General features: G+C 65.7%; 21 protein-coding genes. 5 read left to right on the top strand and 16 right to left on the bottom strand.

Going from position 1 to position 23,544, the window contains the following annotated elements:
* Positions 1–49 precede the first annotated feature (49 nt).
* Positions 50–691 (top strand): hypothetical protein, encoded by a 642-nt coding sequence (locus ACSLGO_RS12075; RefSeq protein ID WP_386916629.1) that lies wholly within the window; start codon positions 50–52, stop codon positions 689–691.
* On the opposite strand, the gene ACSLGO_RS12070 is transcribed toward ACSLGO_RS12075, so the two are convergent.
* The 9 genes from ACSLGO_RS12070 to pdxT all read right to left on the bottom strand — a co-directional run bounded on the left by ACSLGO_RS12070 (position 688) and on the right by pdxT (position 10,713).
* The gene (locus tag ACSLGO_RS12070) at positions 688–2,865 is read right to left on the bottom strand and encodes a RelA/SpoT family protein (RefSeq protein WP_226802473.1); all 2,178 of its coding nucleotides are present in this window, start codon (positions 2,863–2,865) and stop codon (positions 688–690) included. The two genes, ACSLGO_RS12075 and ACSLGO_RS12070, sit on opposite strands and share 4 nt — an antisense overlap.
* Before the next feature lie 373 nt (positions 2,866–3,238).
* A complete protein-coding gene (gene secF / locus ACSLGO_RS12065; RefSeq protein ID WP_091604437.1) occupies positions 3,239–4,261 on the bottom strand; it encodes a protein translocase subunit SecF in 1,023 nt (340 codons plus the stop codon).
* Positions 4,261–6,090 carry a protein translocase subunit SecD gene (secD, locus tag ACSLGO_RS12060; protein WP_325787481.1) on the bottom strand — a complete coding sequence of 610 codons (1,830 nt, stop codon included), beginning with the start codon at positions 6,088–6,090 and terminating at the stop codon, positions 4,261–4,263. Before secD ends, secF begins: the two co-directional genes overlap by 1 nt.
* A gap of 88 nt (positions 6,091–6,178) precedes the next feature.
* Positions 6,179–6,658 carry a preprotein translocase subunit YajC gene (yajC, locus tag ACSLGO_RS12055; RefSeq protein ID WP_263129009.1) on the bottom strand — a complete coding sequence of 160 codons (480 nt, stop codon included), beginning with the start codon at positions 6,656–6,658 and terminating at the stop codon, positions 6,179–6,181.
* Between the two features lie 177 nt (positions 6,659–6,835).
* On the bottom strand, positions 6,836–7,897 hold the full coding sequence (gene ruvB / locus ACSLGO_RS12050; RefSeq protein WP_226802474.1) for a Holliday junction branch migration DNA helicase RuvB: 1,062 nt from the start codon (positions 7,895–7,897) through the stop codon (positions 6,836–6,838).
* A gap of 19 nt (positions 7,898–7,916) precedes the next feature.
* Positions 7,917–8,546: a Holliday junction branch migration protein RuvA gene (gene ruvA, locus ACSLGO_RS12045; protein WP_091604431.1), complete on the bottom strand. Its 630-nt coding sequence runs from the start codon at positions 8,544–8,546 to the stop codon at positions 7,917–7,919.
* A gap of 84 nt (positions 8,547–8,630) precedes the next feature.
* Positions 8,631–9,239, bottom strand: coding sequence for a crossover junction endodeoxyribonuclease RuvC (gene ruvC / locus ACSLGO_RS12040; protein WP_433121999.1), 609 nt, complete (start codon positions 9,237–9,239; stop codon positions 8,631–8,633).
* Between the two features lie 7 nt (positions 9,240–9,246).
* A complete protein-coding gene (locus tag ACSLGO_RS12035) occupies positions 9,247–10,002 on the bottom strand; it encodes a YebC/PmpR family DNA-binding transcriptional regulator (protein ID WP_152274562.1) in 756 nt (251 codons plus the stop codon).
* A 3-nt stretch (positions 10,003–10,005) separates the two neighbouring features.
* Positions 10,006–10,713 carry a pyridoxal 5'-phosphate synthase glutaminase subunit PdxT gene (gene pdxT / locus ACSLGO_RS12030; RefSeq protein WP_436401194.1) on the bottom strand — a complete coding sequence of 236 codons (708 nt, stop codon included), beginning with the start codon at positions 10,711–10,713 and terminating at the stop codon, positions 10,006–10,008.
* Between the two features lie 66 nt (positions 10,714–10,779).
* On the opposite strand from pdxT, the gene ACSLGO_RS12025 reads away from it, so the two are divergent.
* Together ACSLGO_RS12025 and ACSLGO_RS12020 are read left to right on the top strand one after the other, a co-directional pair.
* Positions 10,780–12,048 carry a MurT ligase domain-containing protein gene (locus ACSLGO_RS12025; protein ID WP_436401193.1) on the top strand — a complete coding sequence of 423 codons (1,269 nt, stop codon included), beginning with the start codon at positions 10,780–10,782 and terminating at the stop codon, positions 12,046–12,048.
* Positions 12,045–12,785: a type 1 glutamine amidotransferase gene (locus tag ACSLGO_RS12020; protein ID WP_436401192.1), complete on the top strand. Its 741-nt coding sequence runs from the start codon at positions 12,045–12,047 to the stop codon at positions 12,783–12,785. The genes ACSLGO_RS12025 and ACSLGO_RS12020 overlap by 4 nt, the downstream gene beginning before the upstream one ends.
* An 817-nt stretch (positions 12,786–13,602) precedes the next feature.
* On the opposite strand, the gene ACSLGO_RS12015 is transcribed toward ACSLGO_RS12020, so the two are convergent.
* The 3 genes from ACSLGO_RS12015 to ACSLGO_RS12005 all read right to left on the bottom strand — a co-directional run bounded on the left by ACSLGO_RS12015 (position 13,603) and on the right by ACSLGO_RS12005 (position 16,306).
* Positions 13,603–14,145 carry a dihydrofolate reductase family protein gene (locus ACSLGO_RS12015; RefSeq protein WP_436401191.1) on the bottom strand — a complete coding sequence of 181 codons (543 nt, stop codon included), beginning with the start codon at positions 14,143–14,145 and terminating at the stop codon, positions 13,603–13,605.
* A 56-nt stretch (positions 14,146–14,201) separates the two neighbouring features.
* A complete protein-coding gene (locus ACSLGO_RS12010) occupies positions 14,202–14,738 on the bottom strand; it encodes a GNAT family N-acetyltransferase (RefSeq protein WP_386887620.1) in 537 nt (178 codons plus the stop codon).
* 323 nt (positions 14,739–15,061) lie between these two features.
* A complete protein-coding gene (locus ACSLGO_RS12005) occupies positions 15,062–16,306 on the bottom strand; it encodes a CapA family protein (protein WP_436401190.1) in 1,245 nt (414 codons plus the stop codon).
* A gap of 113 nt (positions 16,307–16,419) precedes the next feature.
* Here ACSLGO_RS12005 and ACSLGO_RS12000 point away from each other — a divergent pair, with 113 nt between their 5' ends.
* Together ACSLGO_RS12000 and ACSLGO_RS11995 are read left to right on the top strand one after the other, a co-directional pair.
* The gene (locus tag ACSLGO_RS12000) at positions 16,420–18,444 is read left to right on the top strand and encodes a M3 family metallopeptidase (RefSeq protein WP_436401189.1); all 2,025 of its coding nucleotides are present in this window, start codon (positions 16,420–16,422) and stop codon (positions 18,442–18,444) included.
* 5 nt (positions 18,445–18,449) lie between these two features.
* The gene (locus ACSLGO_RS11995) at positions 18,450–19,163 is read left to right on the top strand and encodes a GNAT family N-acetyltransferase (RefSeq protein ID WP_091604404.1); all 714 of its coding nucleotides are present in this window, start codon (positions 18,450–18,452) and stop codon (positions 19,161–19,163) included.
* A 65-nt stretch (positions 19,164–19,228) separates the two neighbouring features.
* On the opposite strand, the gene pdxS is transcribed toward ACSLGO_RS11995, so the two are convergent.
* The 4 genes from pdxS to thrS form a co-directional block, all read right to left on the bottom strand.
* Positions 19,229–20,140, bottom strand: coding sequence for a pyridoxal 5'-phosphate synthase lyase subunit PdxS (gene pdxS / locus ACSLGO_RS11990; protein WP_091604401.1), 912 nt, complete (start codon positions 20,138–20,140; stop codon positions 19,229–19,231).
* Positions 20,141–20,208: 68 nt separating this feature from the next.
* Positions 20,209–20,871, bottom strand: a complete 663-nt coding sequence (gene pgsA, locus ACSLGO_RS11985) for a phosphatidylinositol phosphate synthase (protein ID WP_386887167.1) — start codon at positions 20,869–20,871, stop codon at positions 20,209–20,211.
* Positions 20,872–20,874: 3 nt separating this feature from the next.
* Positions 20,875–21,498, bottom strand: a complete 624-nt coding sequence (locus ACSLGO_RS11980; RefSeq protein WP_091604395.1) for an HIT family protein — start codon at positions 21,496–21,498, stop codon at positions 20,875–20,877.
* An 18-nt stretch (positions 21,499–21,516) separates the two neighbouring features.
* Positions 21,517–23,529: a threonine--tRNA ligase gene (thrS, locus tag ACSLGO_RS11975; RefSeq protein WP_091604392.1), complete on the bottom strand. Its 2,013-nt coding sequence runs from the start codon at positions 23,527–23,529 to the stop codon at positions 21,517–21,519.
* Between the last annotated feature and the right edge of the window lie 15 nt (positions 23,530–23,544).

The following is a 23,544-nucleotide window of genomic DNA, read 5'->3' as shown; positions in this document are numbered from 1 at the left end:
GCGGCGTCCGGGCCTTTCGCTTTAACCCGCGGGCAGGAAGTCTGGAGGAATGTCCCTCCCCTGCCCGGACCACGGTGCAATCCCCCAGGTCACCTCCACGGGCGGTGCGGTGTTTCATGCCGGCCAGGTGTTCACGCTTCCCGAGCTGCAGGGCATGTGCCGCGACGGCCTGCTGACGCGGGTGTACGGCGATACCTTCCTGCGGTGGGATGTTCGGGTCTCTCCGCTGGCCAGGGCGCTGGCAGCGCAGCACAGCCTGCCGGAACAGGTTCGCGGGCGCTACGCCTTCGGCTGGATGAGCGCAGCCTGGATCTTCGGCTGCGCCGATTCCCCGGGCAGGCTGGCCCTGCTCGCGGATTCCCGGCGCAGGAGCACCGCCCTGCCGCCGTTCAGCGGAGCGGTGCTGCATGAGGTGGCGCTTGGCCCTGCGGACCGGATGCTGCTGGGTTCCGTGCCGGTGACGCATCCGCTGCGGACAGCGTACGACGTCGCCCTCCACTTTCCGCTGGAGCAGTCAGTGCCGGTGCTGCTGGCCATGGCCAGGGACGCGGAACTGAACTGTCCGCCGTCGTACCTGTTGACCCTGCTGCGCAGCGGCTACCGCATTCCCGGAACGCGGCGCGCACTCAAGGCGGTGGCACAGGTGGCAGCGGAACTGGAAGGAGAATCCGGGTCCGCTGCCCGGCGCTAGACCCGGCGCTGGTCTCCCGTGGTCCGGTAGACGTCGTACACGCCGTCTATCCGGCGGACCGCGCTGAGGATGTGGCTGAGGTACTTGGGATCGCCCATCTCAAAGACGAACTTGGACATGGCCACGCGGTCGCTGGAGGTGTTCACGCTGGCCGAGAGGATGTTCACGTGGTTCTCGGAGAGCACCCGCGTGACGTCGGAGAGCAGTGACTTCCGGTCCAGTGCCTCCACCTGGATTTCGACCAGGAACACGGAGGACTGGGTAGGTGCCCAGTCAACGGCAACAATGCGGTCCGGCTGGTCCCGCAGCTCCTGGACGTTCCGGCAGTCGGTGCGGTGCACCGAGACGCCCGATCCGCGGGTCACGAAGCCGATGATTGGATCCGGCGGCACCGGAGTGCAGCAGCGGGCCAGCTTCACCCATACGTCCCCTACCCCGCGCACGGTGACGCCGGAGTCGGAGAACTTGGGCCGCTTCGCATTCGCGGAGGACACCGGAGTGTCCGCGAGGTCCTCCTCGGCACCCTGGTGCCCGCCCATGAGCGAAACCAGGTGCTCAATGACGTTCTGCGCGGAGGTATGGCCGTCACCAACGGCGGCATACAGCGCGGAGATGTCCTGGTGGTGAAGTTCCTGTGCCACGGCGATCAGCGCGTCATGCGTCATGAGGCGCTGCAGCGGCAGGTTCTGCTTTCGCATGCCGCGGGTCAGCAGGTCCTTGCCCTTTTCGATCGCCTCTTCGCGGCGTTCCTTGGTGAACCACTGGCGGATCTTGTTGCGTGCGCGGGGACTCTTGACGAATCCCTGCCAGTCCTGGCTCGGTCCGGCGCCTTCGGCCTTGGAGGTGAAGATCTCCACCCAGTCCCCGTGCTGGAGCTCGCTGTTCAGTGGAACCAGCTTGCCGTTGACGCGGGCGCCGATGGTCCGGTGGCCCACTTCCGTGTGCACGGCGTAGGCGAAGTCCACCGGAGTCGAGCCGGCGGGCAGGGCCATGACCTCACCCTTGGGCGTGAACACGAATACTTCGCGGGCGTTGATCTCGAACCGCAGCGAATCCAGGAACTCGTCCGGATCCGAGGTTTCCTGCTGCCAGTCCACCAGGGACCGCAGCCAGCCCATGTCCGAGTTGTCCGGAGCGGGCGAGCCGTTCTTCGCGCTGTCCTTGTACTTCCAGTGCGCGGCAACACCGTACTCGGCGCGGCGGTGCATGTCATGGGTGCGGATCTGGATTTCCACCGGCTTGCCGCCCGGCCCGATCACCGTGGTGTGCAGCGACTGGTACATGTTGAACTTCGGCATGGCGATGTAGTCCTTGAACCGCCCGGGCAGGGGGTTCCAGCGCGCATGCAGTGCGCCAAGCGTGGCGTAGCAGTCCCGGACCGAGTCCACGAGCACCCGCACGCCCATCAGGTCATGGATGTCGTCGAAGTCCTTGCCCCGCACAATCATCTTCTGGTAGATCGAGTAATAGTGCTTGGGGCGGCCGGTGATGGTGGCCTTGATTTTGACGCTGTGCAGGTCTTCGGCGATCTGGCTGCGCACGGTGGAGAGGTACTTCTCCCGCTCGGGGGTCCTGTCCCCCACCATGCGGACAATCTCGTCATAGACCTTCGGGTGCAGGGCCGCGAAGGAGAGGTCTTCAAGTTCCCACTTGATGGTGTTCATGCCGAGCCGGTGGGCCAGCGGGGCGAAGATTTCGAGTGTTTCCCGTGCCTTGCGTGCGGAAGACTCCGGCGAGACGAAGCGCCAGGTGCGGGCATTGTGCAGGCGGTCCGCCAGCTTGATGACCAGCACGCGGATGTCCTTGGCCATGGCGACGACCATCTTGCGCACGGTCTCGGACTGGGCCGCGTCACCGAAGGTCACCTTGTCCAGCTTGGTAACACCGTCCACCAGCATTGCCACTTCGGGACCGAATTCGCTGCGCAGCTCATCCAGCGAGTAGGCAGTGTCCTCCACCGTGTCATGCAGCAGGGCGGCGGCCAGGGTAGTGCCGGTCATGCCGAGTTCGGCAAGGATGGTGGCGACGGCGACCGGATGGGTGATGTACGGGTCGCCGCTCTTGCGCTTCTGGCCTTCGTGGCAGCGCTCGGCGACTAGGTAGGCGCGCTGGATCAGGTCCAGGTCTTCGCGCGGGTTATTGGCTCGGACGGTGCGCAGGAGGGGTTCGAGCATCGGTGAATAGGATGTCCCTCGGCCGGCCAAGCGGGCGAGCCGGGCACGCGTACCGTGCCTGCGTACCGGGGCGGGTTTGGGCGCGGGCTTCTGGGCAGGAGCAACCGTCTGCCCGGGGCCAGGCTTTACCTGGACTGCGGCAGGCGTCTTACCGCCGGACCCCTTGTCCGGGGAGTTCACCGCTTCCGGGACAGAGTTCTCGTCCCGGTCTTTTCCTGCGCTTTCGGCAGGCGTCGCGCTCTCGGCCAACTGCTGCCCTTTCTTTCCAGATATCTGCCCAGTCTATGCCCCTTGGCTGCCCCGCTTACACCACCGGTTCCGTTCTTCCCCCGTGGGAAGTAACGGAACCGGTGGCAGGAATGCAGTCTGGGTGTTACGTCGCGGAAGCGGCGGCCGGCGCGGCCGGCGCCTCCTGTTCACGGCGCTCGGTGACGCGCTTGGTGTGCTTCACGATTTCCGGCTCGCGGCGGCGCAGCCAGGCGTAGAGCGGGGCGGCGACGAACAGGGTGCCCAGGGTACCCAGGATGATGCCGATGAACAGCGCCAGGGACAGGTCCTTCAGGGTGCCGGCGCCCAGCAGGTAGGCACCGATGAAGAGCACGGATGCCACGGGCAGCACTGCGACCACGGAAGTGTTGATCGAACGGACCAGCGTCTGGTTGACGGCGAGGTTCACCTGTTCGGCGAACGTCCGCTTGGTCTGTTTATCCAGGTTGGCCGTGTTTTCCCGGATCTTGTCGAAGACCACCACCGTGTCATAGAGCGAGTAGCTCAGGACGGTAAGGAACCCGATGATGGCCGACGGCGTTACCTCGAACCCGCTGAGCGCGTACAGGCCGGCGGTCACCGTCATGACCACCAGCAGTCCGGTGATCGCGGCGAGGGACATCTTCCAGGTCCTGAAGTACAGGGCCATCAGCAGGGCGGCCAGGGCGACGAACACCACGAGGCCAATGAGGGCCTGCCGGCTGACGTCGTTGCCCCACGTCGGGCCAATGAAGGTGGACGTCACCTGGTCCTCGTTGACGCCGTACCCCTCAGCCAGGGCCGTCTTCACGTCCAAGGTCTGGTCGTCGCTGAGCTCTTCGGTCTGGATGCGCATTGTCCCGGGGGAAATGTTGGTCACGCGCGGATCGGAACCGGAGACTACTTCGCTCACGGCTTCTTCACCCACCGAAACCTGCGTGTCCTCCACGCCGGAAACGGTGAACTCGGAACCGCCGCGGAAATCGATTCCCAAGTTGAACCCGCCCTTGGCTACCGGGATCAGAATTGAGAGCAGCACCGCAGCTGCGGCAATCAGGAACCACAACCGGTAGCGTCCCACGAAGTTGTAGGACCGTTTGCCGGTGTAGAGCTCATTGCCGAACCGGGCGAACGCGGGAAGCTTACCCATCAGTTGCCCTCCTTCTCCGCGTCGCGGCCGGAGCCTGCCATTGAATCGTGTTTGTCCGCAGCCTCGTTGGGCTTTGCGGATTCGTCCTTGCCGCCGCTTGCGGCCGCTGCCCGGCGCTCGGCAATCGTCATCCGGCGCTCTGCTTCGCGGGCGGCGCCCTTGTTCTTTGCCTTCGAGGCCCCTGCGGGTTTGACGGCGGGAGCGGGCGAGCCTGCGGCGTCGTCGTTGGCGTTGCCCGCTGCCGGTTCGCGCAGGCGTCCTGCGCCGCGGTAGACCGGAACGGCACCCAGGCGCGTGGCATCGAGGCCGGACCATTTATGGCCCTTGCCGAAGAACTTGGTCCGGGCCAGCAGGACCATCACCGGGTGCGTGAACATAAACACGACGATGAGGTCGGCGATGGCAGTCAGGCCGAGGGTAAAGGCGAAGCCGCGGACGTTGCCAACGGCGACGAAATACAGCACGACGGCGGCGAGCAGGTTCACTGCCTTGGACGCCAGGACCGTGCGCTTGGCACGCTTCCAGCCGATGTCCACAGCGGAGACCAGTCCCCTGCCCTCACGCAGTTCGTCCCGGATTCGCTCGAAGTAGACGATGAACGAGTCCGCGGTCAGGCCGATGGCCACAATCAGGCCCGCAACACCTGCCAGTGAGAGCCGGTAGTTGTGGGACCAGCCGAGGATCGCAATGGCCAGGTACGTCAGCACGCCGGCCACAATGAGCGAGGTGATGGTAACGAAGCCGAGGGCCCGGTACTGGAAGAGCGAATACACGGCCACCAGGATCAGGCCAATGATGCCGGCGATCAGGCCCATGCGGAGCTGGTCGGCGCCAAGGGTGGCGGAGACCTGCTGCTCGCTCTGGATGTCGAAGCTGATCGGCAGGGCACCGTACTTCAGCTGCTCGGAAAGCGCTTTGGCGGTCTCCTGCGTGAACTGGCCGGTGATCTGGGCGTTGCCGTCGGTGATCAGGACGTTCATGGACGGGGCGGAAATCACCTGTCCGTCCAGGACGATCGCGAACTGGTTCTGCGGGGATCCGTCACCGAAGCTGAGCAGGCGCTCGGAGACAGCGCGGAACTTCTCGGTACCTTCACGGTTGAAGTCGAGGTTGACGGCCCACTCGTTCAGGGACTGGCCCTGGCCGCTCTGTGCCATGCCGAAGCTGGCATCCTCCAGCATGGAGCCGGGGACTTCCACCGGCCCGAGGATGTACTTGCCGGCGGTTCCCGGTTCACAGGCAACCATCGGCTGGTCTGCCGGTGCCGGCTCCAGCGAAGCCTCAAGCGCCGAGGGGTCCAGGCAGTTCGTCGATTCGAACTCCTTATACAGCTCGGGGGTGACCCAGTTCATGTCCGAACCGTTCTGGGGTTCAGCCGTGGGCTGCGGCAGTGCCTCGTCCGGCGTCGGCGTTTCCGCGGCAGGCGCCTGGCCCGGCCCGCCCATAATGACGGAGCGGAACTCCATGGCCGCCGAGGCCTGGATCAGTGCCCGGGTTTCGGCTGTCGGCGTGCCCGGAAGCGATACGACGACGTTCCGGCCGGACTGCGTGGTGATCTCCGCTTCGGAGACACCGCTGCCGTCCACGCGCTGGCGGATGATCTCCACGGCCTGGTCCAGCTGTTCCTGGCTGATCTGGGAGTCACCGCCCTGCACCTTCGGGGCAAGGATCATCTGGGTGCCGCCCTCAAGGTCAAGGGCGAGCTTTGGAGTCCAGCTGGCGTTGCTCCACATGGAGCCGCCGCCGAGCAAAAGGGCCAGGGCAGCAAAAAGGACGCCCAACCAAATGAGCGTCTTTTTTGCTGCCGGGCCGGAGCCGGTTCGAGGCATAAGGGTTTTCCTTTAGGGCGTGATCGCCGGAGACAGATGGATCCGGCGGACCTGCATCAACTGCTCTGCCTGCAGGTCCTCGGAGAGTCTAGTTGTCTTTCTTGTTCTCGCGGTCGAGGCGCTTAAGCGTTTCGTCCGGGGTCTCGTCCTGCGGTGCTTCAGCAGCCGCTTCGCGCGAACGGTCCTCGGCGGCAGATACGTCGCCGGTGAGGGAAGAAGCGTCATCGGGAACGACGGCGTCCTGGGTCTCTGCTTCCTCGGGCTGCGCGGTGACAACCTTGGTCAGCGCCTGGAGGTGAATGGTGGCGGTGTTGCCGGGAGAAAGCTCAAGGACAGCCTTGTTCTCTTCCTGGTCGACGGAGACGATGGTGCCGAAGAGACCGAACTGGGTCATGACCTCAGTGCCGGGAACCATCTGGGTGCGCTGCTCCTGGACGGTCTTCTGGGTCTTCTTCTGCTTCCGGAACATCATAAAGATGAACAGGCCGAGCAGGATCGGCAGCAGGAGGCTGGAGAACGTAAAACCGCCCTGAGCTCCCGTATCGGTGGTCTGGGCCAAGACATTCAAGAACACGAAGGGTTCCGTTTCTGTTGCGGTATGTATGCGGTATGCCGGAATCAGCGCACCGGCGGAGCGGACGTCAAAACAGTCTAAGGGGAAAACGGTCCACCGGCCGCTTAAGTTTCCCCGTAGATTTTATTGTGCAGGCATCCGCCGCTGATTGCATACCGGGGCCGGAACCCGTCAGGGCTCGCCCGGGTCCGCCGATTCGGCCGTGCCCGGCCCGGTGTACAGCGATTCAGGGATGAGCTGCGCAGCGGCGTCGGGCATCTGCAGTCCCAGGTGTTCCCAGGCAGCGCGTGTGGCGATGCGGCCCCTCGGGGTGCGCCCCAGGAGGCCTTCGCGGACCAGGTAGGGTTCCGCGACGGTTTCCACGGTCTCCGGTTCTTCGCCGACGGCGATCGCCAGGGTGGACAAGCCCACGGGTCCCCCACCGAACTTGGTGACCAGGGCATGCAGCACGGCACGGTCCAGCCGGTCCAGGCCGCGTTCATCCACTTCATACATGTCCAGCGCAGCGCCCGCGGAGCGCGCGTCGATCTGGTCGATTCCGTGGACCAGTGCCCAGTCACGGACCCGCCGCAGCAGGCGGTTCGCGATACGCGGCGTTCCGCGGGACCGGCCGGCAACCTCGGCGAAACCGGCAGAGTTGACCTTCATGTCCATCAGCATCGCGGAGCGGCGCAGCACCAGCTCGAGTTCGGCCGTGGAATAGAACTCCAAGTGCCCGGTGAAGCCGAAGCGGTCCCGGAGCGGGCCCGGCAGCAGCCCGGCACGGGTGGTGGCGCCCACCAGGGTGAAGGGGGGAAGGTCCAGCGGAATGGCGGTGGCGCCGGCGCCTTTACCCACCACGATGTCAACGCGGAAGTCTTCCATGGCCATGTAGAGCATTTCCTCGGCAGGCCGTGACATCCGGTGGATCTCATCGAGGAAAAGCACTTCCCCCTCCGTGAGGGAGGAGAGGATGGCCGCCAGATCGCCGGCGTGCTGGATCGCCGGGCCGGAGCTGATCCGCAGGGGCGCGTTCATCTCGGCGGCAATGATCATGGACAGCGTGGTCTTGCCCAGGCCGGGAGGGCCGGAAAGCAGTACGTGGTCTGCGCTGCGGCCGCGCAGGCGGGAGGCCTCCAGGACCAGGGACAGCTGCTCCCGGACGCGCTTCTGGCCCACGAAATCGTCGAGGTTCTTCGGACGCAGCGCGGCCTCGATTGCCTTGTCATCCGGATCAGGGGCCGCCGTGGTCAGCGTTTCGGAGGCGGCCACGCTAGCCCGCCCGCTGCGGGGACCGGGCGCGGGCACCGTCCTGGCCGAGGCGGCGGAGGGTCAGGCGCAGGATTTCGGCCACGTTGCCCGCCGCGGCGGCGTCGGGATGCTCTGCCGCCGTGGCTTCAACGGCGGCCGTGGCGTCCTTCTCCGACCAGCCCAGCCCGGTCATCGCAGAGAGCACCTGCTCGTTCCAGGCCGGCACGCCGGCCGGCGCTTCATCGGTGCCGAGCGGAACCAGCTTGTCCGCGAGCTCCAGGACAATCCGGCGGGCTCCCTTGGGGCCGATTCCCGGAACCTTGCTGAAGGCCTTGTCATCCCCGGATGAGGCGGCGATCCGCACTGCTTCGGGTGTGTGGACTGCCAGCACGGCGAGGGCGATGCGCGGGCCGACGCCGCTGACGCCCAGCAGGGTCTCAAACACTTCCCGTTCCCCCGGCTCGGCGAAACCGAACAGGGTCATCGAATCCTCGCGGACAATGAGGGCCGTGTGCAGCAGCGCTTCGGCGCCTGTCCGCAGGGACATCAGGGTCTGCGGAGTTGCCTGGACGGCCATGCCGACGCCGTTGACGTCAAGGACGGCGGATGCAGTGCCGACGTGGGTTACGACGCCGCGTAGGGAGGCAATCATGGGGAAACTCCGTGCTGTGATCCGGGAACGAAATAGAACATATCTACGAACAGCCTACTGTCCCGGCCCGGGTTTGCCGGAACTTTAGCGGTGCGCGCGTCTCGCTTTGGCTTCAGCTTCCGCCCACAGCCGCTGCGCCGGGGTGAGGCCGGTGGCGGCCAGTCCCCCGCCCGCTGCCGCCGATCCCTGGGTAGCTGCCTGCCCCGGCCCCATGGCACCGCGACGCCAGGCGTGGGCGATGGCCAGCGCAAGGGCATCGGCGGCGTCGGCCGGCCGCGGCATTTCGGTGAGCCGCAGGATCTTGGTGACCATCCTGCCCACTGCCTCCTTGTTCGCCGACCCCGAACCGGTTACCGCGGCCTTGACCTCGGTGGGGGTGTGCAGGGCTACCGGAATCCCGCGGCGCGCGGCGGCAGCAATAACGACGCCGGACGCCTGCGCGGTGCCCATCACGGTGCTGACATTGAGCTGGCTGAAGACCCGCTCAACGGCCAGGACATCCGGTGTGTGCGTATCGAGCCAGAGCTCAATCGCCTCCGAAATGGCCAGCAGCCGGGCGTCGAGGGCAGTGCCGGCTTCCGTGCCGGCTACCCCCACGGCCACCATGGTGGCGCGGCGGTTGCCCTCGACGTCGACTACGCCCAGTCCACAGCGGGTCAGTCCCGGGTCAACCCCCAGGACCCGGAGAGGCACGCGGTGCTCAGTCTTCTTCGAGCTGCGCGAAAACGTCCGCGGAGATGTCGGCGTTGGAGTACACGTTCTGGACGTCGTCCAGTTCCTCCAGCGCGTCGACGAGCTTCATGAACTTCCGGGCGGCGTCTGCTTCCAGGTCCACCAGCATGGAGGAAACGAACTCGACTTCGTCGGTCTCGTATTCGATGCCGGCTTCCTCGAGGGCTGCCACTACGGCACGCAGGTCCGTGGGGTCGCAGTGGATCTCGAAGTTGTCGCCGGATTCCTTGACTTCGTCAGCACCGGCGTCGAGCACTGCCATCAGCAGGTCATCCTCGGTGAGGTCCTTCTTGGGCAGGGAGATAACGCCCTTGCGGTTGAACATGTAGGAAACCGAGCCGGGATCCGCCACCGAGCCGCCGTTGCGGGTAATAGCCAGGCGGACTTCGGAGGCCGCGCGGTTCTTGTTGTCCGTGAGGCACTCGATCAGCACGGCGGATCCCTGGGGACCGCGGGCTTCGTACATGATTTCCGTGTAGTCGACGACTTCACCGGTCAGGCCGGCGCCGCGCTTGATGGCGCGGTCGATGTTGTCGTTGGGAACAGAGGTCTTCTTGGCCTTCTGCACGGCGAGTTCAAGGCCGGGGTTGCCGGCCATGTCCGCGCCGCCGGCACGCGCCGCAACTTCGATGTTCTTGATCAGCTTGGCAAAGGACTTTGCACGCTTGGCATCAATTGCGGCCTTCTTGTGCTTGGTGGTTGCCCATTTCGAGTGGCCCGACATGCTTTACGCGTCTCCTCTGATCATCTGGATAAATAGTTCGTGGATACGGCGCTCCCCCGTTACTTCCGGATGGAACGAGGTGGCCAGCAGTTTTCCCGAACGCACTGCAACAATTCTAGCGACTGAATCAGCTGCACCACTTTCAGCGCCCGCTGCGGCGTCTCCGGCCGGGACCTGTGCAAGAACCTGCACGGAGGAGCCTACCTTCTCCACCCAGGGCGCCCGGATAAAGACGGCGTGCACGTTTTCGGTGTGAGCCGCGGGGTCCTGGCTGGGCAGGGACTGCAGGCCGGTAAACGCGAGGCTGGTTTCGAAGGACTCACGCTGCCGGCCGAATGCGTTGCGGCGCACCACTATGTCCAGCCCGCCGAGGGTCTGCTGGGGTTCTCCGGCCGCGTCCAGCGCCGGGTCGGTGATGCGCTCGGCGAGCAGGATCATGCCTGCGCAGGAGCCATAGACGGGAAATCCTTCCGCAATCTTTGCGCGGAGCGGTTCGGCGATGCCGTAGAGGCGCATCAGCTTGTCAATGGTGGTGGATTCCCCGCCGGGAAGCACCAACCCGTCCAAGGCGTCGAGCTCTGCTGCGCGGCGGACCAGCGTTGTGCGCGCCCCTGCCGCTTCGAGGGCGTGTACGTGTTCACGGACTCCGCCCTGGAGCGCCAGCACTCCCACCAGCGGTGACGCAGCGTCCTGCGACGTGATTTCAGTCATTGGATCATTCTAGGTTGCCCGCGGCGTCCCGGCCCGGTTCGTGACGGTGGGATATATTCGGTATCCATGAGTTCTTTCTCCATTCTGGTCGGCAAACTGGTCCGCGGCGCCTCGCGGCTGCGCGGCGGAGGGTCCGCACTTCCCGGCCTCGTAGTGGAGAAAATCGATCCGGATTTCATCCGGCGGACGCTCTCCACCCTGCCCCTCGGCGTCGCCGTCGTTTCCGGTACCAACGGCAAAACCACCACCACCAAGATGGTCGTGGAGCTGCTGGAAGGCCAGGGCCTGAAGGTCTTCACCAACCGGACCGGCAGCAACTTCACCCGCGGCGTGGCCGCGGCACTGCTTGGCGAAGTGGACCTGCGCGGGCGCCTGGACGCGGACATTGCCGTCCTGGAGCTGGACGAAGCCCATGCCGTTCACTTCGTGAAGCTCATCCAGCCGCGTTATGCCCTGCTGCTCAACGTCCTGCGGGACCAGCTGGACCGCTTCGGCGAGATCGACAAGACCACCCGGCTGCTGGAACAGATCGCTAAGGCCACTACGGAAACCGTGGTGCTGAACCGCGAGGATCCGCGGGTAGCCTCCATCGCCGATTCCCTGTCCGGCCCGAAGGTCGCCTACTTTGGCCTGGATGCCTCGCTGCGCAGCACTTTCCCGAACGATGACGAGATGCGCGGCTCCCGCTCCGAAGCGATCGCAGCTGCCCAGCCGGCCGACGTCGTGCTCACCCGGGTTGCCGAAACCGAGGCTGACTTCCTGGTTGACGGCACTCCTGCCACCACGGGGTTGAAGCTCCGCGGCGTCTACAACATCTTCAACGCGGCCGCGGCACTGACGTTTGCCCGGCAGATCCTGGGCGCCAAGGCAAACCGGACGGCGCTGTTCGAGTCGCTGTCCAACGTTGAACCGGCCTTCGGCCGCGGTGAGTCCCTGACCGTGAACGGCGCACCGCTGGAACTGGTGCTGGTGAAAAACCCCTCAGGGTTCCGGCTGGGCCTGAAGTCCTTCGCGGCACACGGTTACGCAACCATGATCGCCATCAATGACAACTACGCAGACGGCCGGGACATGTCCTGGCTCTGGGATGTGGACTTCGAAACGCTCTCTGACGGCGTAGACATGGTCACCGGGGTGCGCGCCTATGACATGGCCCTGCGCCTGAAGTACGACGACGTTCCGGTGGGCGACGTTCTTCCGGACATCCCCGATGCGCTGGCCAAGTTCATTGCCGGTTCCGGTACACAGCCGAAGCGCATATTCTGCACGTACACCGCCATGCTTGCCGTGCGGCGCGAACTCTCCAAGATCACGAAGGTTGAGGTGGTCTCATGAGCCGGGACATCCACATCGTCCAGCTGTACCCCCGGGACATGAACATCTACGGCGACTGGGGCAACGTCCTGGTGCTCAAGCAGCGCCTGAAGTGGCAGGGGTACAACCCGGTAGTCACCGAGTACAACCCGGGCGACGAGTTCCCTTCCGACGCGGACCTGATTGTGGGTGGCGGCGGGCAGGACAGCGGCCAGGTGGTGATCCAGCAGGACCTGCAGGCCCTGGCGCCTTCGCTGCGCGCCATGGCCGACGACGGCCTGCCTATGCTGGTCATCTGCGGGCTCTACCAGCTCTTTGGCCGGTTCTTCAAAACGCACGACGGCGTCCTCATCCCCGGCATCGGGGTCCTGGACATTGAAACCCACGGCGGACCGGACCGGCTGATCGGCAATGTGCTCTCAGTCAGTGAAGAGTTCGGCGAGATCCACGGCTACGAGAACCACAGCGGCCAGACCTTCCTGGGGCCGGATGCGAAGCCTCTGGCGCTGGTCCGCAAGGGCGAGGGCAACAACTCCAAGGACGACACCGAGGGCGCCCGGTATCAGAACGTGGTGGCCAGCTACCTGCACGGTTCGCTTCTACCCAAGAACCCGGCGATCGCAGACTTCCTGATCGAGAAGGCTGTGACCCGCCGCTATGGTTCCTTCAACCCGGCTCCCGCGTCCGACGCGGACCTCGCCGAGCTTGCCCGCCTCTCCGAGCTCGCCCGTTCCCACGCTGCCAACCGTCCCCGGTAGTTCCCCGCGGGTTTTCCGGTGGCGGTGTCCGCTTAGCCGCGGCCGGGACCTGGCGGCCCCAACCGCCGCGCGCCCCTGCTGTCCGGACCTGTGTGCCTCAGCGTCCGGACCTGTGTGCCTCGGGCGTCCGGGTTTCCCAGCCGCCGTTACCCCTGCGCCAGATGTGACCCCACCAGCCACCATCCGCAACGAGCCCTGGGAACCCCGGAGTCAGCCCCCTCCCCCGCAGGCGCCGCCTTCCGGGTTTCCCAGCCACCGTTACCCCGAGCGACCGGTGTGACCCCATCCGCCCCACCCATCACGAGCCCTGGGAACTGCCTCAACCGATCTCAACCTGCGCGACCGGGTTTCGCAGCCGCCGCAAGCGCCACAGACCTTCGCCGCGGCGTTTCCCAGCCACCGTTACCCCTGCGCCAGACGTGACCCCACCAGGCACCATCCGCAACGAGCCCTGGGAACCCCGGAGTCAGCCCCCTTTCCTGCAGGCGCCGCCTTCCGGGTTTCCCACCCGCCGTTACCCCAGTGGCCGGTGTGAACCCACCCGCCACACCTGTCACTCTCCGTAGGATCCGCGCACTCCAAAGGCAGGGTGACGCGGTGGGTTCGCCGGACGGGCCGGGTTAGGCGGCTTTAATACTCCAAAGCGAGCCCTGCGAGCGAAGGAGTTTCGTTGCCGCCGTTCCGGCCCGCCCGGCGGGCGGACAGACGGGCGAACGGGTGGAGACGAGCGGACAGGTCGGGTGGGCACACGGACAGGACGGGCGAGCGAACGGGGCAACCAGGCGTGCCGGACGGACATGCCGGCACAGAGCCAAAACTACCGAAGCACCCGGTACCGCAGGTGCACTCCGTCCCCGAACGCGGCCTCCTCAATCAGTTCCAGGTTCACCCGTTGGCCCAGCCCTCCGAAGAGGGAAATCCCGGCTCCAAGCAGGATCGGCACCACGTGCAGCTGGATCTCATCCACAGCGCCAAGCTGCAGGCACTGCCGTGAGATCCTCCCGCCGAGCAGGCTCACGGTTTTCTCCCCTGCGTCAACCTTGGCTATTTCCAGGGCACTACCGATGTCATCCACGACGAAGGTGTAGGTGACCCCGTCCTTCACCACGGGCTCCGCCGCGGTATGCGTCATCAGGTAAACGGGCACCCCCGGCAGGCCGCCGTATGGCTCCTCCCCGTCCTCGATTGTCCGCGCACGGTTGGCACCACCAACGACGGCGCCGATCTCACCGACAACCCGGTTCACCAGCGCCGTGTCTTCCTCCGTCGCATCGACGTCGAACATCCAGTCGACGCCGCCCTCCGGGTCTGCCATGTACCCGTCCAGCGTCACCGTCGCATGAATCAGAACCTTTGCCATGACGAATTCCTTCCTGTGGCCAGGGACACCGGACGGCACCTCCGATGCAGGAAGTTCTACAGTTTGAGGGTCGGAAGATCCAGAGCCGCAGCAGGATCAGTCGCGAGCCGCGCATGCGTTTCCACATCGAAACGCACGCCGCCGTACTCCAGCTTTGAACGCTCAATCCCCTCCGGCAGGAAACCTGCACGTTGTGCCACGGCACAGGAGGCCGGATTGTTCACCCTGTGCCCCAGTTCGATGCGGAAAAGGTTGAGATCGTGGAGCGCCCAGTCTGCCACGCCCGCCGCTGCCCTTCCGGCGAGTCCAAGTCCTCGGCTGTCGCGGCTGATCCAGTAGGACAGCCAGCCAGTGCGGTGCCGGTGATCTATGTGGCCGAGCCCAATATTCCCCACGGCCCGTCCGTCGACCTCCACGGCGAAGCTGCACATGCCGTCATCCGGGTGGAACCGCAGGTCGGATCGAATATAAGCCTCTGCAGCGTCCAGATCATCCACGGCAAGGCGGTCCATCTGGGTATCAAGATCAGGGGTTGCCTGAACAGCAGCCAACAGGGAGGCAGCATCATCCGGCAGCCACGGCCGTAACGTCATTCTCACCAGCCGAGGCTAACAGCAACGATGGGTCGCGCCCCGACGATTCAGCACCGGGTCAACCGGCACGTCCCGCCCTCGGAGACCAGACGATAACCGTGTGTCGAGAAGGCGAACGCTGCGCTCCCAACGGGCGGGCCGGGTTAGGCGGCTTTAATACTCCGCAGCGAGCCCTGCGAGCGAAGGAGTTTCGTTGCCGCCGTTCCGGCGCGCCCGGCGGACGGAGTTCCGGTCCGCCCGCCGTTCCGGCGCCCGGCGGACGGACGCCGGCACGCCCGGCGGACGCAGGCCGGCACGCCGGCCGGACGCCAAACGCCCAGGCCTCAACGCGCAGAAACATCCTCGGACACCAGCCACTCGTGCGCCCCGTCCTGCCCGGCCCCCATTGACTCCACCACGGAGACCGTCCGCTGCCGCACTTCGGCCTGCTGTGCCTCCGACGCGCACGGCCCCTGCGGCAGGTCCGCGGCTACCGAGCACCACCGGTACGGATCACGCACAATGACCGACGGCGCCCAGGCGAGGTCATTGACCCGCCAGTCGGCGCCGTCGTTCTCCTGGGCAAACTGTGCCCGCACAATCAGGCCCTCATTGTTGACCGCGTACCAGGGCGAAAGCTCGGTGACCGCGTTGCCGAGACCGTAGACGATCCAGGTGCCGTTGTAGTTCTCGATCGGCAGCACGGAGTGCGTGTGGTGTCCGTAGATCAGGTCGAACTGGCCACTGTCCGCCAGGGCATGGGCGGTTTCGATCTGCTGCGCGTTGGGCATGGAGGCGTATTCGTCACCGGCATGGACTGCGCCGAGCACAATGTCTGCGCCCTGTTCCCGGGCCGCCTGCGCCCGGGCAATCATGTCTTCGGCGTCGAGCATGTCCACCTGCCACGGGTGCTCCGCCTCGAGCCCGTTCAGGCCGTAGGTCGCTTCGATGACGCTGATCCGCGCCCCTGAAGTATCCAGAATCATCGGGATTTCGGAGTCGGCCTCGGTCGCATAGGAGCCGGTATGCTCCAGGCCCAGTGAATCCAGCACACCGAGGGTGCGGTTCAGGCCTTCGGTGCCGGCGTCGACGGTGTGGTTGCTGGCCGTGGTGCAGGCCTGGTAGCCGACGGCGGCGGCAGCGGTGAGGATCTGCGGCGGCACATTGAACATCGGGTAGCCGGCGTACGGTCCGTCCGCCTCTGCGACTGGAGTTTCCATGTGGCAGACGGCAAGGTCCGCTCCCGAGATGTAGGGACGCATGCCCTCCAGCAGCGGTTCGAAGTCCAGCGGCTGCTTCCCGGTGGTGCCGGCATCCAGGCGGGCCTGGTCCCAAAGCTGGGGATGGACCAGCAGGTCCCCCGCCAGCATCACCGAGGTGCAGCGGAGCCCGGGGCATTCCGGTCCGGCGCCCGGCGTCGCCGAGGGCTCGGGGGATGGATCCGCGGACGGAGAGGACGACGACGGCTCTGCAGGGGCCGGGTCCGGCTCCTGCGCAGCGGTGCAGGAGCCAAGCCCCAGCGCCGATGCCAGTAGCAGCACAGCCAGCAGCTTCCCTGTCCGGGAAGCCGGTGGGCGGTCTTCGTTCATTCTTCCCCCGAATGTGTTGTCCTCAGTCCCGGCACGGCCCAATGCGGTCGAGGATGAGCATACGCGGCCCGTCGGCTGGTTGCGCAGGCCCCGCTGTGAAAGTGTTTGTTTCCATGAGCAACGCCCTACTTTCACCAAGCACCCTGCCGTACGGCCTCCCCGATTTCACGGCCATCACCACCGCCGATCTACTGCCGGCTTTCACCTCCGGGATGGAGGAACATCAGGAGGAGATCCGTGCCATCACCTCCAATCCGGAACCGGCAGGATTCGACAATACGATCGCGGCGCTGGAGCGCTCCGGCCAGACGCTGGCTCGGGCGGTTTCCGTGTTCTCCAACGCGGTGATGTCCCATGCAACGGACGAGGTCCAGTCGCTGGAGCAGCAGGTCAGTCCCCTGCTCTCGGCGCACCAGGGCACCATCTACCAGGATTCGGCACTGTTCGAGCGGGTGAACGCCGTGCCGGCTGACGGCCTGGATGAAGAGTCTGCCCGCCTGCTTGCGGAGTACCGCCGCCTGTTCATTCGCGCCGGCGCAGCACTCGACGACGCCGGCAAGGCACGGATGCGGGAACTGAACACCCGCCTCTCCGAACTGGGCACCACCTACTCCCAGCGGCTGCTCGCGGACACGAACGATTCGGCCCTGGTGCTGGACGACGCGGCGGACCTTGACGGACTCTCACCCGACGACGTCGCGGCTGCCGCCGCAGCTGCGGAGGCCGCACGTGCCACGGGAAAGTACCTGCTCACTCTTGTTCTGCCGACGCCTCAGCCGGCCTTGGCGAAGCTGAAGAACCGGGACGTCCGGAGGCGGCTCTTCGAAGCCTCCGTTCACCGGGGATTCCGCGGCAACGCCAACTCAACCCTGGAGATTGCAGCCGAAATCGCCGCGCTGCGTGCTGAGCGGGCCGCGCTGCTGGGACACGAAAGCCACGCCGCCTATGCCGTGGAGGACCAGACCGCGCCCACCACGGCAGCAGTGGAAGACATGCTCTCCCAGCTGGTCCCGCCGGCGGTCCGCAACGCCGGGGCCGAAGCCGACAAGCTGCGTGCCGCTGCCGCCCGTGACGGGATCGAGGACTTCCAGCCGTGGGACTGGGCGTACTACTCGGAGCAGGTCCGGCGCGAGGAGTACGCCGTGGACCTTGAGGCCCTGCGTCCCTGGTTCGAACTTGAGCGGGTCCTTCACGACGGGGTGTTCTTCGCCGCCAACCGGCTCTACGGCATCACCTTCACGGAGCGTCCGGATCTCACCGGCTACCATCCGGACGTCCGGGTCTGGGAAGTCCATAATGAAGACGGAACGGGGCTGGGACTGTTCCTGGGTGACTACTTCACCAGGGACACGAAGAGCGGCGGTGCCTGGATGAACGAACTCGTCTCCCAGTCACGGCTGCTGGGCCACCAGCCGGTGGTGGTTAACAACCTGAACATCTCCAAGCCCGCAGCGGGCGAAGCCGCACTCCTGACCTTCGACGAGGTAGTAACCGCCTTCCACGAGTTTGGCCACGCACTGCACGGCTTGTTCTCCAACGTCGGGTACCCGCGGTTTGCCGGAACGGCTGTTCCCCGTGACTTCGTGGAGTACCCGTCCCAGGTGAACGAGATGTGGATGCTCAATGATGAGGTTGCCGCCAATTTCGCACGGCACTACCAGACCGGGGAGCCGCTTCCCTCGGGCCTGTTGGAAAAGATCCGGGCTGCCTCCCTGTGGGGCGAGGGTTTCCGGACCGCAGAGTACCTTGGAGCTACGCTGCTGGACTGGGCCTGGCATGTACTTTCGCCGGGACAGGAGCCGGTACCCGATCCGGAGGCCTTCGAGCACAAGGCGCTCGTGCAGGCAGGGATCGATCCGGCGCTGGTTCCGCCGCGGTACCGCACCGGCTACTTCAAGCACATCTTCCCGGGAGGCTACTCGGCCGGGTACTACTCCTACATCTGGAGTGAAGTGCTCGACGCCGACACGGTTCAGTGGTTTACCGAGAACGGCGGGCTGACCCGTGCCAATGGTGATGCGTTCCGGAGCAAGCTGCTGTCGAAGGGCTTCTCCCGGGATCCGCTGCAGTCCTTCCGCGACCTGCGCGGCCGGGACGCGCTCCTCGCTCCCCTGCTGGAACGCCGGGGCCTGTCCTGAAAACCATGCCCACCATTGCCTCCTGCCAGCGCCTGCAGCACACCTGGTTCTCCGCCCTCGCGTCAGCGACCGGCGGCCGTTCCTTTGGCACGCATGAGTCCCGGTGGGTTTGGCTTCCGGCACGCCGCCAGCTGATGCTGATGTTCCCGGAAGAGATATCGCCGTCGGGGATCCGGCCCGGGCTGGCGGAGGGTTCCCGGCTGGGAGCGTCCTCGGTTACTGCCTGGCTGGGCGGTTCAGTGGACAGCGCGCCGCTGGAGACGTTCGGTTTCCGGCGTGGACCGCAGACCTGCTGGATGACCGCACCGGTGCGCGCTCCGCAGGCCTGGTCCGCGGAAGGCGCCGCGGTGGAACACCAGCCGCGGGAAGTCTCCGGGGCCGACGCCGAGGAACTGCGGGTGGGGAACTCGCAGCCCCGGCAGGCCTGGCACATTGCGGCCCGGGATTCGGCCCGCATGACCGGGCGGGCCTACGCCTTCTATCCCACCGGCGTCGCGGGCCTGTCCAAGACCGCGGGGATCTTCTCCCTGGCCGTCGGCGCGTCCAGCCGACGGCGGGGTTTCGGTACCGCGCTGCTAAGTGCCGCAGCAGCCGCAGCGGAGTCTGCCGGTGCCGAACACCTGGTGGTGAACGCCACGGCCGCGGGCCAGGACCTCTGCTCGGCCCGGGGATTCTCCCTGGTGGGCCGCGGGCGCACCTACTCCATGGCACTCGGCTAGGAAAGCAAAAAGCGCACCGGCACCGGGAGTACCCGGTGCCGGTGCGCTGTCTTTTCTTGCCGTGCTTACCAGCCGCGCTCGGCGAGGCGGTGCGGCTGCGGAATCTCGTCCACGTTGATACCGACCATCGCTTCGCCCAGGCCGCGGGACGCCTTGGCGATCTCATCCGGATCGTCGTGGAAGGTAGTGGCCTTGACGATCGCGGCTGCACGCTGGGCAGGGTTGCCGGACTTGAAGATGCCGGAGCCAACAAACACGCCGTCGGCACCGAGCTGCATCATCATGGCTGCGTCGGCCGGGGTGGCAATGCCGCCGGCGGTGAACAGGACCACCGGGAGCTTGCCTGCGGAGGCGACTTCCTTGACCAGTTCGTACGGTGCCTGCAGTTCCTTTGCGGCGACGTAGAGCTCATCCTCGGGAAGCGAGGACAGCCGGGCAATCTCGGTGCGGATCTGGCGCATGTGCATGGTGGCGTTGGAGACGTCGCCGGTTCCGGCCTCGCCCTTGGAGCGGATCATGGCTGCACCCTCGTTGATCCGGCGGAGCGCTTCGCCCAGGTTCGTGGCACCGCAGACGAAGGGAACGGTGAACTTCCACTTGTCGATGTGGTTGGCGTAGTCCGCGGGGGTCAGTACCTCGGACTCGTCGATGTAGTCGACGCCGAGGGACTGCAGCACCTGCGCTTCGACGAAGTGCCCAATGCGTGCCTTGGCCATGACCGGAATGGAGACGGCGTCGATGATGCTGTCGATCATGTCCGGATCACTCATCCGGGAGACACCGCCCTGCGCGCGGATGTCTGCCGGAACCCGTTCCAGGGCCATTACGGCAACGGCGCCGGCGTCTTCGGCAATCCGGGCCTGTTCGGCAGTGACGACGTCCATGATGACGCCGCCCTTGAGCATCTCAGCCATGCCGCGCTTGACGCGGCTGCCGCCGGTTGACGCGGATGGCTGGGACGGTGTTTCTGTAGGCATGACAAGCTCTCTGGTAGTACGGCCGGAAAGCCAATAATAAGCCCGCGTACCGCTTTCAGGGGCCTTCGCTACGTATCTTTACCCATGTCCTGGTCCACGTCACGGTCGCGGTCTCCGCTGGCGACGGCGGCGGCGGACTGGCGCCGCACCGTGCCCATCCGCTGGGCGATGGTGACGCAGCTGGCCAGGGACAGTGCCGCCAGGACAACCAGCAGCACCACGTCCGGTACCCCGAGTCCCACCAGGCCGGTGGCAGTGAGCAGGAAGACCAGGCGCTCGGCCCGTTCGGCCAGCCCCACGTTGGCGTCGAAGCCAAGCGACTCGGCCTTGGCCCGGATGTAGGAGACCAGCATGCCCAGGACCAGGCAGATGACCGCCGCAACGCCTATCGCGTCGTTGTCTCCCCCGGTGAAGAACCAGATGCTGACGCCGGCGAAGAGTGCGCCGTCGGCAAACCGGTCCAGCGTGGAGTCCAGGAAGGCACCCCACTTGCCTTTGCGCTCCTGCTGGCGGGCCATGATCCCGTCAATGACGTCGGAGAACACAAAGAGGACGATGAACATCGTGCCCCAGAAAAGCTGGCCCAGCGGATAGAACACGAGTCCGCCGACCATGACGCCGAGGGTTCCCACAACGGTGACGGCGTCCGGTGAGACCCGGTGCCGGATCAGCCAGGACGCAAGGGGGGTAAACAGTGCGGTAAAGAAACCGCGGGCATATTTGTTCAGCACGTTCTAGGCCTCGTCGTTTCCGGCGGCAGCGGACGGGCCGCCGGAAGAAGTTTCGCCAGCAGCGGCAGGCCAGGCATCGGCAACCATCTGCCGAACTTCGCCCAGGGTCTGCGTGATGGCCTTGGTATGGGCAATGATCGGCAGGAAGTTCCCGTCGCCGCTCCAGCGCGGAACAATGTGCTGGTGCAGGTGCGCGGCGATGCCGGCGCCGCCTGCGGCCCCCTGGTTCATTCCCAGATTGAAACCGGCCGGCGCTGAAACTTTCCGGAGCACGCGCATGGCGGTCTGGGTCAGGGCGGCGATTTCCGCCGTCTCCTCGGCGTCGACGTCGGTGTAGTCCGGTACGTGCCGGTAAGGGCACACCAGCAGGTGGCCGGCGTTGTACGGGAACAGGTTCAGGATCACGAAGGCGTGCCGCCCGCGGTGGACAATCAGCGCTTCCTCATCCGTGTGGGAGGGCGCGGTGCAGAACGGGCAGTTGTCCTCGGAAGAAACCTGGTCCTGCCCGCCCTTGATGTAGGCGAGCCGGTGGGGAGTCCAGAGGCGCTGGAAGGCGTCCGGCACTCCGGCGAGTTCGAAGTTATCCGTCACATCGCCGTCGTGCGGATACTGTTCCTGGCTTTCCATCTGGACTCCCCCGTGCCGCTACTTGTCCCGGTTCCTTACCGCTTCGACGATCCGCTTCACGGCTTCCTCCACCGGCACGCCGTTGTCCTGGCTGCCGTCGCGGAAGCGGAAGGAGACTGCGCCGGCTTCGGCGTCCTCACCGCCGGCGATCAGGACGAAGGGAACCTTCTCCTTCGAAGCGGTGCGGATCTTCTTCGGGAAGCGGTCCGTTCCGGCGTCGACTTCGGCGCGGATGCCCGCTGCCTTGAGCTTGTCCACGACGTCGTACATGTAGTCGTTGAATGCCTCGGCGACGGGAATACCCACTACCTGGACCGGAGCGAGCCAGGCCGGGAAGGCGCCGGCGTAGTGCTCGGTCAGCACTGCCATGAAGCGTTCCACTGAACCGAACAGCGCACGGTGGATCATGACCGGGCGCTGGCGGGTTCCGTCGGCAGCCTGGTACTCAAGTTCGAAGCGCTCCGGCAGGTTGAAGTCCAGCTGGATGGTGGACATCTGCCAGGTGCGGCCAATGGCGTCGCGGGCCTGGACAGAGATCTTCGGACCGTAGAAGGCTGCTCCCCCGGGATCCGGCACCAGGTCCAGGCCGGAGGCCTCGGCAACCTCGGCCAGGGTGCGGGTGGCTTCTTCCCAGACCTCGTCGGAACCGACGTACTTTTCCGGGTCCTTGGTGGAAAGCTCCAGGTAGAAGTCATCCAGCCCGTAGTCCTTGAGCAGGTCCAGGACGAAGTTCAGGGTCTTGGTCAGCTCGTCCTTCATCTGCTCGCGGGTGCAGTAGATGTGGGCGTCGTCCTGGGTCATGCCGCGCACGCGAGTCAGTCCGTGGATGACGCCGGACTTCTCGTAGCGGTACACCGAACCGAATTCGAAGAGCCGCAGCGGCAGTTCCCGGTAGGAGCGTCCGCGGGAGCGGAAGACCAGGTTGTGCATGGGGCAGTTCATCGGCTTCAGGTAGTAGTCCTGGCCGGGCTTGGTGACCTCGCCGGTTTCCGGGTCGGTGACCTCGTCAACGTGCATGGGAGGGAACATGCCGTCGCGGTACCAGTCCAGGTGGCCGGAAACCTCGTACAGGTGGCCCTTGGTGATGTGCGGGGTGTAGACGAACTCGTAGCCTGCCTCGGTGTGGCGCTGGCGGGAGTAGTCCTCCATGGCCTTGCGGATGATGCCGCCCTTGGGGTGGAACACCGGCAGGCCGGAACCGAGCTCGTCCGGGAAGGAAAACAGGTCCAGTTCGGTGCCGAGCTTGCGGTGGTCGCGGCGCTCGGCCTCGGCCAGGCGTTCCTGGTAGGCCTTCAGGTCATCCTTGGTGGGCCAGGCCGTGCCGTAGATGCGCTGCAGCTGCTGGTTGGCCTGGTTGCCCAGCCAGTAGGCAGCGGCGGAGCGGGTGAGCGCGAAGGCGTTGGAGATCAGCTTGGTGTTGGGCAGGTGCGGGCCGCGGCACAGGTCGCACCAGACGGTGTCCCCGGACTTGCGGTCAACGTTGTCGTAAATGGTGATTTCCCCGGCGCCGACCTCAATGTTCGCGCCTTCGCCGGCTTCCTCGGCGCCGTCCTTCTTCCCGAGCAGTTCGAGCTTGTACGGCTCGTTGGCCATCGCTTCGCGGGCTTCTTCCTCGGTGACCACCCGGCGCACAAACTTCTGGTTCGAGTTGACGATCTTCTGCATCATCTTCTCGAGGGTCTTCAGGTCTTCCGGCGTGAAGGGCTCGGCAACATCGAAGTCGAAGTAGAAGCCGTCCTTGATGTACGGGCCGATGCCCAGCTTGGCGTCGGGGCGCAGCTGCTGCACGGCCTGGGCCATGACGTGGGCGGTGGAGTGGCGCAGGACGTTGAGGCCGTCTTCCGAATCGATGGTTACGGCTTCGATGCTCTGGCCCGGAGCCAGCGGGGTGTCGAGGTCCCTCAGGACTCCGTCGACACGCATGACCACGACTTCGCGTCGCTCAAAAAAGAGCTGAGCACCGGTGGTGCCAGTATCCACCGTGGTCTCTTCGCCGTCGACGATGAGGGTGAACTGTTCCGGCACTGACACGTTGTCTCCTTGATT

This window comes from Arthrobacter sp. IK3 (assembly GCF_051337705.1).
GTDB classification, from domain to species: Bacteria; Actinomycetota; Actinomycetes; order Actinomycetales; family Micrococcaceae; genus Arthrobacter_B; species Arthrobacter_B koreensis.
The sequence above is the reverse complement of the archived record's forward strand: the minus strand, read 5'-3'. Positions and strand labels throughout refer to the sequence as shown.

What these genes read in the sequence shown, in the direction of transcription:
- ACSLGO_RS12075 (WP_386916629.1), top strand. Translation starts at nt 50, where the DNA reads ATGTCCCTCCCCTGCCCGGACCACGGTGCAATCCCCCAGGTCACCTCC.
- ACSLGO_RS12070 (WP_226802473.1), bottom strand. Translation starts at nt 2,865, where the DNA reads ATGCTCGAACCCCTCCTGCGCACCGTCCGAGCCAATAACCCGCGCGAA.
- secF (WP_091604437.1), bottom strand. Translation starts at nt 4,261, where the DNA reads ATGGGTAAGCTTCCCGCGTTCGCCCGGTTCGGCAATGAGCTCTACACC.
- secD (WP_325787481.1), bottom strand. Translation starts at nt 6,090, where the DNA reads ATGCCTCGAACCGGCTCCGGCCCGGCAGCAAAAAAGACGCTCATTTGG.
- ruvA (WP_091604431.1), bottom strand. Translation starts at nt 8,546, where the DNA reads ATGATTGCCTCCCTACGCGGCGTCGTAACCCACGTCGGCACTGCATCC.
- ACSLGO_RS12035 (WP_152274562.1), bottom strand. Translation starts at nt 10,002, where the DNA reads ATGTCGGGCCACTCGAAATGGGCAACCACCAAGCACAAGAAGGCCGCA.
- pdxT (WP_436401194.1), bottom strand. Translation starts at nt 10,713, where the DNA reads ATGACTGAAATCACGTCGCAGGACGCTGCGTCACCGCTGGTGGGAGTG.
- ACSLGO_RS12025 (WP_436401193.1), top strand. Translation starts at nt 10,780, where the DNA reads ATGAGTTCTTTCTCCATTCTGGTCGGCAAACTGGTCCGCGGCGCCTCG.
- ACSLGO_RS12020 (WP_436401192.1), top strand. Translation starts at nt 12,045, where the DNA reads ATGAGCCGGGACATCCACATCGTCCAGCTGTACCCCCGGGACATGAAC.
- ACSLGO_RS12015 (WP_436401191.1), bottom strand. Translation starts at nt 14,145, where the DNA reads ATGGCAAAGGTTCTGATTCATGCGACGGTGACGCTGGACGGGTACATG.
- ACSLGO_RS12010 (WP_386887620.1), bottom strand. Translation starts at nt 14,738, where the DNA reads ATGACGTTACGGCCGTGGCTGCCGGATGATGCTGCCTCCCTGTTGGCT.
- ACSLGO_RS12005 (WP_436401190.1), bottom strand. Translation starts at nt 16,306, where the DNA reads ATGAACGAAGACCGCCCACCGGCTTCCCGGACAGGGAAGCTGCTGGCT.
- ACSLGO_RS12000 (WP_436401189.1), top strand. Translation starts at nt 16,420, where the DNA reads ATGAGCAACGCCCTACTTTCACCAAGCACCCTGCCGTACGGCCTCCCC.
- ACSLGO_RS11995 (WP_091604404.1), top strand. Translation starts at nt 18,450, where the DNA reads ATGCCCACCATTGCCTCCTGCCAGCGCCTGCAGCACACCTGGTTCTCC.
- pdxS (WP_091604401.1), bottom strand. Translation starts at nt 20,140, where the DNA reads ATGCCTACAGAAACACCGTCCCAGCCATCCGCGTCAACCGGCGGCAGC.
- ACSLGO_RS11980 (WP_091604395.1), bottom strand. Translation starts at nt 21,498, where the DNA reads ATGGAAAGCCAGGAACAGTATCCGCACGACGGCGATGTGACGGATAAC.